The following is a 14,538-nucleotide window of genomic DNA, read 5'->3' on the forward strand; positions in this document are numbered from 1 at the left end:
TGCTTCAAACGCGCCGGCGCCAGCGGCGTGATCACGTATTTTGCGGAAGAGGCGGCGGAGAAATTGGGCGGGGAGCCTTACGCGGACTCATCCTGAGCGAAGTCGAAGGATGCGAGGGACACAGCGCTCGTGCTTCGACTTCGCTCAGCATGAGCGCTCATCTCTCTACCCCGCCAATCCCTCAAAATACCCCATCAGCATTTGCAGCGTCAGCTCCCTTGCGCGCTCTGGCGGTTTGCCGATCAGTGTACCGAGGGAGGGGCCGAACAGGCCGGTGCCGAGGGCGAGGGTAACGCTCATCAGGATCATGTCTTCGGCAAGCTCTGACGGGATGCCGCCTTGGCTGATCTTTTTCTGCGCGACATCCCGAACCGCCTCGCGCACCACGGTCAGGCGGCTGGTNTCGTCCGTCAATTCCAGCCAGGCGGCCAGCCTNGCTGCGCCGCGTGACTCCAGCGCATCGAACAGGGTCTTCAGGCCCTCGGCCCGCGCCTTTGCCGGGGCNTCGACGGGAATTTCGATAGCCATGATCGCGTCCACAAGGTCTGCAATCATCCGCTCCATGAGGGCTTGCTGCACGGCGTCGATGGAGCCGAAATGATGCAGCACGGTGGCATTCGCCACNCCCGCCGCCTTGGCCACATCCGCCAGGCGCAGCGTCTGCGGCCCCTGTTCCACGAGCAGCGTCTCCGCCGCCGCAAGGATATTGGCGCGNGATTCCTCCGGCGTGCGACGGATTCGGGGTGAGGTNTCTTTTTTCTTTATTGACATTTTTGTCAGTAGTGTTACCTGTTGCGACAAGACGATTGCCAGTTCTGTACCAGAAAGCAGTAAACACAATGACGCGCAAACGCACCCCCGAAGACATCACGATCCAGCCGCGCAATCTGCGCTTTGACATGACCGCCGCGGAGGATGGCCGCCCCTGGCTGGACGGAAACCCCGTCGCCACNGCCGTTTACAACGCCATGTCGCTGACCTTCCCGGAGGGCGAGCGCATGTTCGTGGACGCGGTAAAGGCCTATCGCGGAGAGGTTTCGGGCAAGCTGGCCGACGATGTGCAGGACTTCATCACGCAGGANGCNATNCATTCGCGTGAACACCANTTGCTGAACAACAAGATCGACCGCGANAAATACCCCGTCGCTGACATCGAAGCGGAGGTGTTGGAGCGGGTAAATTTCGGCCGCGCCGGTGGNCCGATGCGCATGCTGATGGCCACGATCTGTCTGGAGCATTTCACCTCAATGATGGCCGATTTNATGTTCGATGCCGACATTGACGGTGTACNGATCTTCAGCCAGACCGACCCGGCGCTGGAACGCCTCTGGCGCTGGCATGCCATGGAAGAGACAGAGCACAAGGCCGTCGCCTATGACGTGTTCCTTGAGGTCACCAAGGGGTGGCCTTCGCTGAAGCGCTATTTCCGGCGCAGCCTGTCCATGCTGCTGATCACGAAACACTTCACCGCCAATATCGCCAATTTCTCCGCCATGCTGCTGGAGGCTGACGGCTATACNCGCGAAGAGGCCGACCGGGCCGTGAAGGAATTCCTCTGGAAGAAACCGGCCCTGTTCGGACGCGGCTGGAAGNTCTGGCTGTCCTGGTTCAAGCCCGGCTTCCACCCGTGGGACCATGACAANCGCCACGCAATGGATGACTGGAAAGAGGCGCTCACGCCCGTTCCGGCCGAATGATCCGTCAACTGGCGGCCTCGCGCGCCAATTGCTCGAACGGCTCGATCAAATCATCCACAAAGGCGGNCAGCTCNGCGCCGGANAGCCCCCGTTGCAATTCAATCTGCAGGGCGGTCAGCGCAGCCTGGTAACGNCGGGCCAGCCGGGCTGCATCCGCCGTGTGCGGCAAATCCCCGGCTTCCTTCGCCGCGTTGAATCCTGCCTCGAACTCAGCCTTCATCCGGTTCAGATAGTCCCGCGCAGGGCCTGAAATCTCTGAATCNGTCGCCGTNGCTTCCAGCAGGGTCTTGAGCAGCAGGCAAGCATGCACCCGCGCGCCGGGCGCATCTTCGGCATAGGCCCGCAGGAAGCTGGTCAGCCCCGCGAGGGGCGCGACCGCCCCTGCCATGTGCGCGCGAAACCCGGCCTGCATCTTTTCGAAATACCGCTCCATNGCCGCAAGGAACAGNGCCTGCTTGCTCTTGAANGCGGCATAGATGCTGCCCGGCCGCATGTTCAGCGCGGCTTCGAGATCCTTCAGCGATGTCGCGTGATAGCCCTTCGACCAGAACAGGCGAACGGCGGCCTCCAGCGCGGCATCCCGGTCATAGGCAGGCATACGTGTCATGCCCTCAAGATAGGGCCTTCNGGCGCGCTTGTCTTGCCCCGCCGCTCACATTTGAGTGATCACTCAAAAAAGATCTTGGTTTCGCGGCGCGGCCTCCCAGATGAGGTGGGCCCCGACGAACGGGCACNCAAACACTCAACGCAAGGAGCCCCCCAGATGACCGATTTCACCCTCCACACCGAAGACACCGCCCCCGCAGAAAGCCGCGAGATCCTCGCTGGCGCCAAGAAAAGCATGGGCATCGTCCCGAACCTCTACGCCGTCATGGCCGAAGCGCCGGGCCTGCTGAAAGCCTACAAGGAACTGGGCGATCTGTTNCAGGCGTCCAGCTTCGACAAGGACGAGCTGACCGTGGTGTGGCAGGCCATCAATGTCGANCATAGCTGCCACTATTGTGTCCCCGCGCACACCGCGATCGCAGGCAGCATGGGGGTTAGCCAGGACATCACNGACGCCCTGCGCAACGAAACGCCCCTGCCAAGCGACAAGCTGGAAGCGCTGCGCACCTTCACGCTCAGCGTCGTGCGCAATCGCGGCAATGTAGACGACGCCGCTGTGAAAGCCTTCCTCGATGCAGGCTACACCCAGCGACAGATNCTCGAAGTCGTGCTCGGCGTCGCCCAGAAGACGATCTCGAACTACACAAACCACCTCGCACAAACGCCGGTGGATGCGCCGTTCGCGAAATTCGAATGGCACAAGGCCGGCTAACCCGCCGCCTTGAGCTGGCCGGTGCGGTCCCCCTCCCGCACCGGCCTTTTTTTTTCAGTTTGCCGCCTCTACGCGATACAACGCCTTCAGCTCAACGGTCGGAGCAAAACCCGGCTCAGCGTCGAGGGCACGCTCCATCGCTTCATAGGCAAGCGCATATTGCCCGAGATCATGATGGGCGAGCGCCAGATTGTGGAAATACTGCGCGCGGTTCTCCGAGGCCGGTGCCTCAGACTCCGACAGCACCCGCAAGGCCAATTCGGGCTTGCCGGAGCTAAGATAGACTGCCGCGCAGCTCGTCGCCGTGTCCGCCCCCGCATCATGATAAGCCAGTGCGCGGACGCAGTCTTGCTGTGCCAGGTCGAGCTGACCCGCGCGCCGGTAGAGTATTGCCCGATTGGTCAGCCCCGCCATGAGCAATCGGTCACGCGGCGGATCGCCCTCCACAAGCTCCGTACACGCCTCTATGCCCTGCAGACCAGCCGCTCCGGGCTTCTGGACCGCATCGAAGCACCTCTCCACATGCGACGCCTCTCCCCTCAGTGAACGCACATACACGCCTGCGGGGTCTGCGATCGCGGCTTGCGTGGCCAGAGCCGCTGCGACACTGCAGAGCCCACCTGTCTTGAGCAAAATTTGTCTCCAATTCATCGGTCCGGACTCCTGTGCCTTTTTGTTGGAAGACCAAAACCTAGGGGATTGTCTGACCGAACCGAATTGGCAATAATGACAATATATGGTTGATTTCCGCCAAATCGGAGGCACGCTTGCCAGACACGACACAACCGGGCCCTCATTGTATCGTCGCGCTTGCATATGAGGGGCTGTGGCCGCTCGAATTCGGCATTGCGGCAGAGATATTTGGCTGGTCCCGGCCGGAACTCGACACCGACTGGTACGATTTCCGGGTAGTCTGTTCAGAAAACGTATCCCGGGCTGTGGGGGGATTCACGCTTACCTCGCCTTACGGGTTGGACAGCCTGCAGGACGCGGACACCATTATCGTTCCGGGGTGGCGCAATGTCGGAGAGCCCCCTCCGGCCGAGATCCAGAATGCCCTGATCTCGGCCCATGAGCGGGGGGCACGACTTGTTTCCTATTGCAGCGGCGCGTTCGTGTTCGCGCATTCCGGCTTGCTGGATGGGCGACGCGCGACAACACATTGGCGCTACCTGCCGATGATGAGAGACCGGTTTCCCCTGATCGAGACGCAGGAAGACGTGCTCTACGTCCACGATGCCAACATCATCACATCCGCTGGCAGCAGCGCTGCAATTGATGCGAGCCTTCACGTCATTCGGTGTGACCACGGCTCGGCCATCGCGAACAAAATTGCCCGCAGCCTGGTTGCGCCCCCTCATCGGGATGGAGGCCAGTCCCAATATGTTGAAGCCCCGATACAGGAACGGCCGGGCACATCGATTGCGTCTGTCCTGGATTGGGCCCGCGAGAATCTGGACAAACCTTTGACCGTGACCGAACTGGCCCAACATGCCGGCATGAGCGATCGGACATTCCTCCGGCGCTTTCGCGACGGCACTGGAACCACACCGCTCAAATGGCTGCGCAGTGAAAGAGTGTTCAGAGCCATGAGCTTGCTGGAATCTACCCAGATGGATACTGCAGACATTGCCCATCAATGTGGTTTTGGCGCCACCGACACTTTCCGCGCCGTCTTCCGTCAGGTTTCGGGCACCTCGCCGCTTGCCTATCGCCAGCGGTTTGATGCGCGAGACGGCTGATCCGACCTTGCCGAAGGCGGTGAGGCTTGGAATGTAGGGGTATGACCAAGCTGCTCATCATCTATCATTCCCGCACTGGCGGCACGCGCCAGATGGCAGAGGCCGCTGCCGATGCCGCGGGCGCAGAGACGGACACCACGCTGCAGCGCGCCGAAGATACCGGGCCGGAAGACCTGTTGAACGCAGACGGCTATCTCTTCGCAGCGCCGGAAAACCTCGCCGCCCTGTCCGGCGCGATGAAGGAATTCTTTGACCGCTGCTACTATCCGGTTCTGGGCAAGATCGAAGGCCGCCCCTATGGCCTGATGATCTGTGCCGGCTCTGACGGGGAGAACGCCGCGAAACAGGCCGCACGCATCGCCACGGGCTGGCGCCTGAAACAGGTGCAGCCGCCCCTGATCATCTGCACGCATGCGCAAACCGAAGCTGAGATCCTGGCGGAGAAAACCATCCCTGACGCAGACCTTGCCAAATGCCGGGAGCTTGGCGCCGCCCTGGGCGCAGGAATTGAAATGGGCGTATTCTGAATATCCCGCCCTATCCCCACTTTTATGGGTAATTCGCCTTGAAATCATTGCGCAAAAAATAAACTCATCCCACACCGTCCGAACCCGGCCTATAGTCAGAGCCATGATTGAGCCGCGTCACCTTCGATACTACGCCTTTGTCTGGCCCCTGTTCTGGCCAGTCCTGTGGCTCAATCTGCGCCGGCTTACCGCCTGGCAGAAACAAACGCGTCGCGTTGTTCTCATTCGTATTGACCGCTGTGGCAATCTTACCATTCAGGCGATGGCCGATGCGCCAAATCCCGGCCGCTACCGGTATACGCCGCCTGCTGTTCCGGCATGGCAGCGCCCNTCGCGNTGGANNGACNTGCCTGAGACCATTGTCGATGACATGGCACAATTGGAAACCGTACATNGCGCNTGGGCCGGGGCTCCGCAGACCCANATTGCAGCGACGGCCCCATTCATCCTGCACGACACGTCCTGACACGGATTTTCATNTGAACTCAGTCANACTTNACCGGANGGCCTCGCCAGTCCGNGCAAATGTGCTGCCTGAAACGAAAAACGGCGGCGCTCCTCTTTGGAACGCCGCCGTCTTTAAGTCTGATGCGGGGAAAACTACGCCGCAGCGTCAATCTTCACCAGTTCGATGTTGAAGGTCAGGTCCTGACCGGCCAGCGGATGGTTCGCGTCCAGCGTCACCGTGCTGTCGTCAACCGCGGTAACCGTNACCGGGATGACCTGTCCGTTCTGTGTCTGCATCTGAAGGCGGGTGCCGGTTTCCAGCGGGATGTCAGCCGGAATGTCTGCGCGCGGCACGGCCTGCGTCATTTCCGGATTAACCTGCCCATAGGCTTCGTCACAGGCAACGTTGACGGTCTTCTTGTCGCCGACAGTCATGCCCGGAATGGCAGAATCGAGGCCCGGAATGATCTGGCCNGANCCGACCTGAAAGCTCAGCGGCTCGCGGCCCTCGGAACTGTCGAANGTGGTGCCGTCATTCAGCGTGCCTGTGTAATGAATGTGTACGGTATCGCCCGTTTTCACTTGCGTCATGGTCTCTCTCCAGGATTTGGTAGGTGGATTTCAGAGGCCGCGGCGCGCGCACGGGTGCTCTGTCGAACTCACGCCATACCTAGGCGATCTGAGGCAGATGTAAACCCGAGCGGTGGGAAAAGGCCCGNCGATGAGCCGGGCCAGTACATTGATCAGTATACGAAAACTGCTTTGATGTTGACGAATTCCTTCATGCCAAAGCCGCCATGCTCGCGGCCATAACCGGAATCCTTCACCCCGCCAAACGGCATGTTGGGCGTGGCAATGCCATAGCCATTGATCATCACCATNCCGGTGTCGAAATGATTGCAGGCCAGCTCGATTGCCCGGTCTTCATTGGCNGAAAAGATGCCNCCNCCGAGGCCGTAACGGCTGTCATTGGCAATGCGCATGGCGTCTTCATCATCCTTCGCACGGATGACAGAAGCCACGGGGCCGAACAACTCATCGTCATAGGCTGGCTGGCCGGGTGCAACCTCGGTCAGCACGGTGGCAGGGTAATANGCGCCCTCGCCATCCGGCACTTCGCCCCCGCACCGGATTTTCGCCCCNTTCTTCACGCTCTCGGTGACCTGCTCGTGCAGCGTCTCCCGCAAATCCGCGCGGGCCATTGGGCCAATGTCCGTGTCCTCGCTGAACGGGTCGCCGGATTTGATGTTCGACATCGCCTCCACGAAGCGTTCGGTGAAGGCGTCATAATTCTTGTCCGTCACAATGAACCGTTTCGCGTTCACACAGGTCTCGCCATTATTGAACAGGCGACCTTCGACGGACTTTTTCACCGCCAGATCCAGATCGGCATCGTCCAGCACCAGATAGGCGTCGTTGGAGCCCAGCTCCAGCACGGTCTTCTTCAGCGCCTTGCCTGCCTGCTCCGCCACGATCTTGCCCGCGCCATCGCTGCCCGTCAGGGTCACGCCGCGCACAAGATCATGCTCAATCACTTTCTCGGACTGGTCATGCGAGATCAACAAGACCGTGAACAGATGTTTCGGCAGGCCCGCCGCCTCATAGATATCACGCAGCATCAGCCCACTGCCGGTGCACGCTTCTGCATGCTTCAGCAGCACGCCATTGCCTGCCATCAAATTCGAAATGGAATAGCGGATGGCTTGGTAGAGCGGGAAGTTCCAGGGCTGGATGCCGTAGACAATCCCGATCGGCGAATAGGTCACAATGCCCTTCTTGCCGGTCATGATCTCCCGTTCTTCGCTGGCCAGCTCTTTCGGCCCTTGCTCGGCGGTGTAGTCACAGATCCCGGCGCAGAGCTTCACCTCTTCCTGGCCATCGCGATAGAGCTTGCCCATCTCCCTGGTCATCAGCTCGGCATAGTCATCGACATGCTTGCGCAGCTCCTCACCGATGGCCTTGATCACCTTGGCACGGTCTTCCAGGCTGCGCTGACGCCAGTCCTGATAGGCGGCGTGGCACTGCTCGATGGCGGTCTGCATTTCGGCATCGCTCATGCGCGGATACGTGTTCAGCAACTCGCCGGTCGCTGGATTGATTGTCTTGAGGGGGTCGTTCATCAGGGGATACTCCAATCTGGTGTTCCCAGACTGAACGGGCCGCCCCCTCAGACAGTTCCGATCACATTCCCGTCAGACTGTGGTCTGTCATGCGTCCCACGTCTGATAATTCGCCTTCATGTAGGCCACGCCGTCCTCGACGATCTCCCGCAGCACATCCATGTCGATGTCGGCCAGCTTGTTGATGTAGAGACAGCTCTTGCCCAGCTTGTNCTTGCCNAGCCGCGCCAGCTTCTCGCCCATGTCGCGATAGCCCGGCATGATATACATCACCAGATTGGCCTTGCGCGGGGAAAAGCCNGTGACCAGCATGTCGCCCTCGCGNCCGCTGTCATATTTGTAGTGATAGCGGCCATAACCGATCAGGCTCGGCCCCCACATTTTCGGCGCGTAGCCTGTGACATCCTCAAACCATTTCAGCAGCACTTCGGCATCTTCGCGCCTGCGATCATGCTCAACGCTGGCGATGAAATCGGCTGGCGACACGTCGGTCGGCTGNGTCTTGTTCTCNTTCTTNGCCATGCGCGCCTCNCCGTCCCGGAAAGCCTAGCCGACAGACACTTCCGAGCCAAGGTCCAGCCAGATGATCAGGGCGGTGGCGATGGTCAACAACAGGATGGACAGGACCGCATTGATCCACACCGCGCGCTGCGCATTCTTCTGGTCGATCCAGGCACGTGGCCGGATCTTCCGCAGCCGGAACACGATCAACGCTGCCAGAACCAGCGCGACGACGTTGAGCGCCAACAGCAATCCGGCCCGCATGGCCAGCGTCCAGTGCCCCGTTCCAACGAACAGGCCCAGCGCTGCGCCCGGCGGCAACAGGGCCGCGGCCACCATGACGCCGACAAGCGCCGAGGCCTGTCCACGCGTCAGGGACAGCGCCGCNGCGCCGCCCGCCGCCATTGCCAGCGCCAGCCCGTCCAGCCGCACTTCTGCGCGGGACATNAGTTCCCGGCTCTGAAGATCAATCTGCAACACGAAGGACAAGAGCCACGCACAAAGCAGCGCGATGCCGATGCCCGACGCCAGCGTCACCGAGGCGCGCTTCAGCAGTTTGAAATCTCCCAGCGCAGCGCCCATGGAAAAGCCAANCACCGGCCCCAACAGTGGCGCAATCACCATCGCACCAATCACGGCCGCAATGCCATCGGAGTTCAGGCCAATCGCCGCCACGATGGTGGACAGCACCACCATAATGACGAAGTCGCGGTCCAGCCGGGCCCCGGTGGAAACATCGGAATAGATCTCTTCCCGCGTGGCCTGAATTTGTTTCTGGGCCTTCTGGTCAGTGGCCTCTTCAATGTTCGGGGCCGTGGCCTCAACCGGCAGGACGGTGATGCGGAAATCATCACACGTCTCCAGCGCCGTCTGGATGTTGTCGATCAGCGATTGCCCGGTCCCCTCGCGGATGAAGACGGAGATCAGCTTCCGGTCCTTGCGTTCTGTATTCTGAACATAATAGTCGATCGGGTCCGCGGCCTTCACGGCACGGATCACGGTATCGAACCGGTCATCGGCTGGCAGGTGAACTTCAAGCAGGCGCATGGCCGATCAGTCCCGCGTAAGCCGGGCGATCAGGCTGGACGTATCCCAGCGCTGCCCGCCCATCGCCTGAACATCGGCGTAGTATTGGTCCACAGTCGCCGTCAGCGGCAGGCTCGCGCCATTCTCCCGCGCCGCCTCCAGCGCGATCCGCAAATCCTTGCGCATCCAGTCCACGGCGAAGCCATGCTCGAATTGCCCCTCGACCATCGTCTTCCAGCGATTGTCCATCTGCCAGCTTTGCGCCGCGCCGCCGCTGATTGCCGCGATCACTTTCTCCGCGTCCAGCCCCGCCTGCTCGGCAAAGTGCAGCCCTTCGGAGAGGCCCTGCACAATGCCCGCAATACAGATCTGGTTCACAGACTTGGCGAGTTGGCCCGCGCCGCTCTCACCGATCAGCGTCATGCTCTTGCCATAGGCCGCCATGACGGGCTCGGCAGATTTGAACGCCTTCTCCTCGCCGCCGCACATGATGGTCAGCTTGCCATTNATGGCCCCGGCCTCGCCGCCGCTGATCGGTGCNTCCAGGAAGCGCGCNCCCTTCACNCGGCAGCGCTCGTCCAGCTCCCGCGCCAGTCCGGCAGANGCNGTGGTGTGGTCCACGACNATCATGCCCGCGCCAAGGCTCGGCTCCAGCTGGTCGAACACGTCGCGNACGTCCGGATCATCNCCCAGGCACAGGAACACGAACTCCGCGCCGAACGCGGCATCCGCCGGGCTCTTCGCCACCTCGCCCTTGTGCTGGGCCGCCCAGTCACCGCGCTTGGCCTCGCTCCGGTTCCAGACGGTCACCTGATGGCCCTTGGCNGCCAGATGGCCAGCCATGTGAAACCCCATGACCCCAAGGCCAAGAAACGCTGTTTTCGCCATTCTGTATCGCCCCTTAGTTGAAAGCGGTTGCTATCTTGTCGTTAGATAGTCCGACTGAGAGAGATCACTANTAGATTACATGAGGGGGAAGACAAGGATGCTGGAGCAAATTGGAAAGGTGCCGTCTTACATATGCACGACTACAAAAGAATGGGGCTTGGCCTGCGATCAACCACTACTAGTGATCAATGTATGGAATTTGGTACTTAGTTTAATTTTGGGAATTNCNNCGTTCGTCATTGTTCGTCTGATTGCGCGATACAAGGGCTTGGAGACACATGACCAAGTCTTCGAAATGAGAGTTCCTGCTGGCGCTCTACCTGAAAAGCGACTTATGCGTCTCAATCCGTACACGATGGCCAAGCTGGTAGGGGAAACTGGTTATAGCGGCCTTGGGTATCGTGAAGCCGGCTCGAAACTAAACGAAGCATACGGTGACAAGTATTTCGTTGTTCAGTTCCAAGAAGGCGGAAACAGCGTCTGCAGAACAGAAATACGACTAAAGGCCGCTTACTTTGGGCAGGACAGAAATGAAGTTCGCGTCGACGCGGAAACGTTGACGAAGCTGAAGATCGGATCCGCAAGCAAAGCTGATGATGGCACCAGCGACAGTGTTGGCGTAGACGGCCAATTCGATATTTTTGCGCGTGAAGTTCGCTGGTGGGATGTGCGGCACTATCTGTTTCATCCCAATCGGGAGATTAGGTACGCTCTCTATGTTGCACTCTTCGCAACGACCTTGGAGTACTCTTCTCCAATATTCGAACTAGTCGCGCGAATACTAAAATCACCGAGCTGATAGAGCGCCGCCACTTCATTGAAATTTGACGCAAATCCCACCCTTTGTTCTCAACCGGCATAAACCAAGCTCTGGTAGAACCGCCATTCCTGACAGAATGATGGGAACTGAAGCGCATGGCGATTGCCACCACCACCTCGCAACGCTTTCCGGGCAGAAGGCCCGCCGCGCCTCGGCGCAAGATGGGCACGTGGAAGATGGCNTATGCCGACTTCCTNACAGCGCTCGTGGCCTTTTTCCTGGTCATGTGGCTCGTCAGTGGTGTGTCACCAGACTCCCGCACAGCGATCGCGGACTTCTTCACGGGTGAAGACACCACCGCAACGCAATCGAGCACGCTGGTCGATCTGCGCCCTTCGGAATCCGCCCGTGCGTTCCATGNCCTGAAATCGAACCCGGCCTTGAGCGCCGCTGGCACGAGCCTGATCCTGACCCAGGAGGCAAACGGCATCCGTATCGACCTGGTCGATGGCGACGCGCGCCCTCTCTTTGACAGTGAAAGCGGCACCCTGACCGATTCAGGTGAGGCACTCACACGCGATCTTGGCGTCGCCCTCGGGGGCATGCCAGGCGCGATCACGATTGAGGGCCACACCGATGCCTTTCCGAGCCTGATTCCGAATCGGAGCAATTGGGATATCTCTTCCGAACGCGCCAACGCAGCGAGACGGGTGCTCTCAAATGCCGGTATATCCCCCGAACGTGTACGCGCTGTAACAGGATTGGCGGATACCCAACCGCTTAAACCGGGTGAGCCGCACTTGTCAGTCAATCGCCGGATAAGCATATTGCTTGATCTTGACGGCTAGTCCCTGCGGACCGGGCCAAAGCACACTCAAGACCCGGAGCCGCAATGCTATCTGAGCTGGTCCAAACCTGGCCGATGTGGGCGAGCCTCGCCGTCGTGTGTGCAGCCATCACCTTCTACATGCTCGACCGCTGGTCGATGGAATTTGTCTCCGTTTGCGTGATCGCGGCCCTCCTGCTCGTCTTTGCCATTCCGGGGGCGAGCGATGTGGACGGCAACGCGATCAGCGCCTCTGATCTGTTGTCGGGCTTCGGAAACCCCGCCCTCATCACGATCATGGCGCTGCTTGTCGTTGGCCAGGGCCTGTTTCAGACCGGCGCGCTGGAAGGCCCCACCAAGGCCCTGCTTGCAGGATATGACAAGCGACCGGTCACGACGCTGATACTGGCNTTTCTCGCCGTATTCGTGACCAGCGCCTTTGTGAACAATACCCCCATTGTCATCATGTTCCTGCCTGTGATGACCGCCATCGCCATGCGCATGAACGCGCCGCAATCGCGCCTGATGATGCCGCTCAGCTTCGCATCGATCTTTGCGGGCATGACGACCCTGATCGGCACCTCGACCAATTTGCTGGCTGCAGAATCCTATGACCGGATCACAGGCGAACAACTCGGCTTCTTTGACCAGACCCCAATGGGGCTGATCCTCGCCGCGGCGGGCCTGCTCTATATTCTGATCTTCTCCAAATTCATGNTGCCCAACCGCCGGGGCCTGTCTGACGACATCGTCCAGCCNTCNGGTAAGCAATTCGTGGCGCAGATCGAAGTCACACAAGGACATTTCCTGCTCGGCAAGAAACCCATTGCGGGTATGTTCACGGACTTGCCGGACATGACTGTGCGCATGATCCAGCGCGGCGAGCGCGCCTTCCTGCCGCCTTATGAAGATATCAGCCTGCAAGTGGGCGATCTGGTGATTATCGCCGCCACCCGCGCGGCGCTTCAGAACGTGCTTGCTCGCCAACCGGACTTCCTGCAGCAGGTCTGGCAGGCCTCCGGAGCGGACCTTGAAGAATCGCCCCGCCCCGGAACGCTGGCCCTGACTGAAGCGGTGATCGCCCCCGGCTCCCGCATGGTTGGCCGAACGGTTGAGATGCTCGGCTTCCGCCGNCTGACGCGGGCCGTGACACTCGGCATCCAGCGCCGCAGCCGCATGATCCGCACCAAGCTGGGCGAGATCCGCCTGGAGTCTGGCGACACGCTGCTCCTGTGTGGACCGGTTGATGCGTTCCGGGAATTGCGTTCCAGCCGCGACCTCATCCTGCTCGAATGGTCCCAGACCGAAATCCCACTCACGACCAAGGCCCTCGCCGCGCGGGTCATATCCATCGCCATGGTCATTGCNGCCGCTACGAGCCTTCTCTCCATCCTGCATGCGTCGGTTCTNGCGGGTGTCGGAATGCTGGTCGCGGGCTGCCTGAACACNCGTCAGGCCAGCCGGGCGCTGGATCTGCGCATCTTCCTTGTGATCGGCGCAGCGCTCGCGATGGGTATGGCGCTGGAGAAAACAGGCGCAGCGGGCGAAATTGCCCATGCCGTGGTCAATATCGCTTCGCCTTATGGCACGCTGGCGGTTCTCTCTGCGATCTTCCTGGCCGTTGCCTTGTTGACCAATCTGCTCAGCAATGCCGCGACGGCCATCCTGTTCTCGCCCATCGCCCTGTCTGCGGCGGCGGAGCTGAAGGTGGAAGATCCGCTGCCCTTCCTCTTGGCGGTGATCTATGGCGCAAATTGCTGTTTCGCGACGCCGATTGCTTACCAGACCAACATGCTGGTCATGGGCCCGGGACACTACAAATTCGGGGATTTCATGAAGTTCGGCGGCCCGCTCGTCATTCTGCTTTGGGCCGTGTTTACGATATTCGCCCCTTGGCGGTTCGATTTGTGAGTGTATCGTCTGCGGCATGAAGTTCACCGACTCCCAGATCCTGCCGCCTGGTCTTGAGCGTTCGCTGCGTTTCTACGTGACGAATCTCAGCCCGTGCCCGTACCTGCCGGGCAAGCAGGAACGCAAGGCGTTTACCAATCTGGCCATCGGGGAAGCGGATCTGGTGCACAATTCGCTGAGCCAGGCAGGCTTTCGACGCAGCCAGAGCATCGCCTATCGACCGGCCTGCCCACGCTGCAATGCTTGTCGCAGTGTGCGCGTCGCCACGCGGGATTTTGAACTATCACGAAATGATCGCCGCGCCCTGAACCGGAATGACTCGATCATCCGCCGCCCGGTAAAGGCCCAGCCAAGCCGCGAGCAATATCGCCTGCTGAAATCCTATCGGCCCCCCCGCCATAACGGCGCCGGCATGTCGGACATGTCCTATCGCGACTATAGCGCGATGGTTGGCGGCAGCCCGGTGCAGAGCCTGATCTTCGAGTATCGCGACGGACCGGACGAGGATTCGCCGCTGGTCGCTGCCTCGATCACGGACATTCTCCGCGACGGCTTCTCGATGGTCTATACCTTCTTCGATCCCCACCTCAGCGCCCGGGGTCTCGGGCACTACCTCATCCTGGATCACATTCTTCATGCCCAGGACCTCGGCCTGCCGCATGTCTATTTGGGGTATTGGGTCAAAGGTAGCCAGAAAATGGACTACAAACGTCGCTACAAACCGCTAGAAGTGCTCGATGGCGACGTCTGGCGACCGCTGGGCGACGACGAGTGA

At 60.3% G+C, this 14,538-nt stretch carries 16 protein-coding genes; 8 read left to right on the forward strand and 8 right to left on the reverse strand.

The window, feature by feature from the left end:
- Positions 1–165: 165 nt before the first annotated feature.
- Entirely contained in the window at positions 166–771 is a 606-nt protein-coding gene (locus CBB91_RS09755) for a TetR/AcrR family transcriptional regulator (protein WP_273013834.1), read from the reverse strand.
- A 68-nt stretch (positions 772–839) separates the two neighbouring features.
- Between CBB91_RS09755 and CBB91_RS09760 the strand changes: the two genes are divergently transcribed.
- The gene (locus CBB91_RS09760) at positions 840–1,697 is read left to right on the forward strand and encodes a metal-dependent hydrolase (RefSeq protein ID WP_273013836.1); all 858 of its coding nucleotides are present in this window, start codon (positions 840–842) and stop codon (positions 1,695–1,697) included.
- A gap of 4 nt (positions 1,698–1,701) precedes the next feature.
- On the opposite strand, the gene CBB91_RS09765 is transcribed toward CBB91_RS09760, so the two are convergent.
- Positions 1,702–2,304 (reverse strand): TetR/AcrR family transcriptional regulator, encoded by a 603-nt coding sequence (locus CBB91_RS09765; protein WP_273013838.1) that lies wholly within the window; start codon positions 2,302–2,304, stop codon positions 1,702–1,704.
- A gap of 156 nt (positions 2,305–2,460) precedes the next feature.
- Here CBB91_RS09765 and CBB91_RS09770 point away from each other — a divergent pair, with 156 nt between their 5' ends.
- Positions 2,461–3,015 (forward strand): carboxymuconolactone decarboxylase family protein, encoded by a 555-nt coding sequence (locus CBB91_RS09770; RefSeq protein WP_273013840.1) that lies wholly within the window; start codon positions 2,461–2,463, stop codon positions 3,013–3,015.
- A 54-nt stretch (positions 3,016–3,069) separates the two neighbouring features.
- On the opposite strand, the gene CBB91_RS09775 is transcribed toward CBB91_RS09770, so the two are convergent.
- Positions 3,070–3,666: a hypothetical protein gene (locus CBB91_RS09775; protein ID WP_273013841.1), complete on the reverse strand. Its 597-nt coding sequence runs from the start codon at positions 3,664–3,666 to the stop codon at positions 3,070–3,072.
- A 116-nt stretch (positions 3,667–3,782) separates the two neighbouring features.
- Here CBB91_RS09775 and CBB91_RS09780 point away from each other — a divergent pair, with 116 nt between their 5' ends.
- Together CBB91_RS09780 and CBB91_RS09785 are read left to right on the forward strand one after the other, a co-directional pair.
- Positions 3,783–4,757 (forward strand): helix-turn-helix domain-containing protein, encoded by a 975-nt coding sequence (locus tag CBB91_RS09780; RefSeq protein ID WP_273013842.1) that lies wholly within the window; start codon positions 3,783–3,785, stop codon positions 4,755–4,757.
- 41 nt (positions 4,758–4,798) lie between these two features.
- Entirely contained in the window at positions 4,799–5,284 is a 486-nt protein-coding gene (locus CBB91_RS09785; RefSeq protein ID WP_273013843.1) for an NAD(P)H-dependent oxidoreductase, read from the forward strand.
- A gap of 600 nt (positions 5,285–5,884) precedes the next feature.
- Here the strand turns inward: CBB91_RS09785 and CBB91_RS09790 are convergent.
- The 5 genes from CBB91_RS09790 to CBB91_RS09810 all read right to left on the reverse strand — a co-directional run bounded on the left by CBB91_RS09790 (position 5,885) and on the right by CBB91_RS09810 (position 10,266).
- The gene (locus tag CBB91_RS09790) at positions 5,885–6,322 is read right to left on the reverse strand and encodes a peptidylprolyl isomerase (protein WP_035553193.1); all 438 of its coding nucleotides are present in this window, start codon (positions 6,320–6,322) and stop codon (positions 5,885–5,887) included.
- Positions 6,323–6,474: 152 nt separating this feature from the next.
- Positions 6,475–7,851, reverse strand: a complete 1,377-nt coding sequence (locus CBB91_RS09795) for an NAD-dependent succinate-semialdehyde dehydrogenase (RefSeq protein ID WP_273013845.1) — start codon at positions 7,849–7,851, stop codon at positions 6,475–6,477.
- Between the two features lie 87 nt (positions 7,852–7,938).
- Complete coding sequence (locus CBB91_RS09800) at positions 7,939–8,373, reverse strand: DUF1801 domain-containing protein (RefSeq protein WP_273013847.1); 435 nt, start codon at positions 8,371–8,373, stop codon at positions 7,939–7,941.
- Between the two features lie 24 nt (positions 8,374–8,397).
- Complete coding sequence (locus tag CBB91_RS09805; protein WP_273013849.1) at positions 8,398–9,399, reverse strand: TIGR00341 family protein; 1,002 nt, start codon at positions 9,397–9,399, stop codon at positions 8,398–8,400.
- 6 nt (positions 9,400–9,405) lie between these two features.
- Complete coding sequence (locus CBB91_RS09810) at positions 9,406–10,266, reverse strand: NAD(P)-dependent oxidoreductase (protein WP_273013851.1); 861 nt, start codon at positions 10,264–10,266, stop codon at positions 9,406–9,408.
- Between the two features lie 355 nt (positions 10,267–10,621).
- Here CBB91_RS09810 and CBB91_RS09815 point away from each other — a divergent pair, with 355 nt between their 5' ends.
- The 4 genes from CBB91_RS09815 (at position 10,622) to CBB91_RS09830 (ending at position 14,538) form a co-directional block, all read left to right on the forward strand.
- On the forward strand, positions 10,622–11,065 hold the full coding sequence (locus CBB91_RS09815) for a hypothetical protein (protein WP_273013853.1): 444 nt from the start codon (positions 10,622–10,624) through the stop codon (positions 11,063–11,065).
- A 182-nt stretch (positions 11,066–11,247) separates the two neighbouring features.
- Positions 11,248–11,874, forward strand: a complete 627-nt coding sequence (locus CBB91_RS09820) for a flagellar motor protein MotB (protein WP_273013895.1) — start codon at positions 11,248–11,250, stop codon at positions 11,872–11,874.
- Between the two features lie 44 nt (positions 11,875–11,918).
- Entirely contained in the window at positions 11,919–13,763 is a 1,845-nt protein-coding gene (locus CBB91_RS09825; protein WP_273013855.1) for an SLC13 family permease, read from the forward strand.
- A gap of 16 nt (positions 13,764–13,779) precedes the next feature.
- Positions 13,780–14,538 (forward strand): arginyltransferase, encoded by a 759-nt coding sequence (locus CBB91_RS09830; protein WP_273013857.1) that lies wholly within the window; start codon positions 13,780–13,782, stop codon positions 14,536–14,538.

This window comes from Hyphomonas sp. TMED31 (assembly GCF_002172815.1).
GTDB lineage: Bacteria > Pseudomonadota > Alphaproteobacteria > Caulobacterales > Hyphomonadaceae > Hyphomonas > Hyphomonas atlantica.

What these genes read in the sequence shown, in the direction of transcription:
- CBB91_RS09775 (WP_273013841.1), bottom strand. Translation starts at nt 3,666, where the DNA reads ATGAATTGGAGACAAATTTTGCTCAAGACAGGTGGGCTCTGCAGTGTC.
- CBB91_RS09785 (WP_273013843.1), top strand. Translation starts at nt 4,799, where the DNA reads ATGACCAAGCTGCTCATCATCTATCATTCCCGCACTGGCGGCACGCGC.
- CBB91_RS09815 (WP_273013853.1), top strand. Translation starts at nt 10,622, where the DNA reads ATGGCCAAGCTGGTAGGGGAAACTGGTTATAGCGGCCTTGGGTATCGT.
- CBB91_RS09830 (WP_273013857.1), top strand. Translation starts at nt 13,780, where the DNA reads ATGAAGTTCACCGACTCCCAGATCCTGCCGCCTGGTCTTGAGCGTTCG.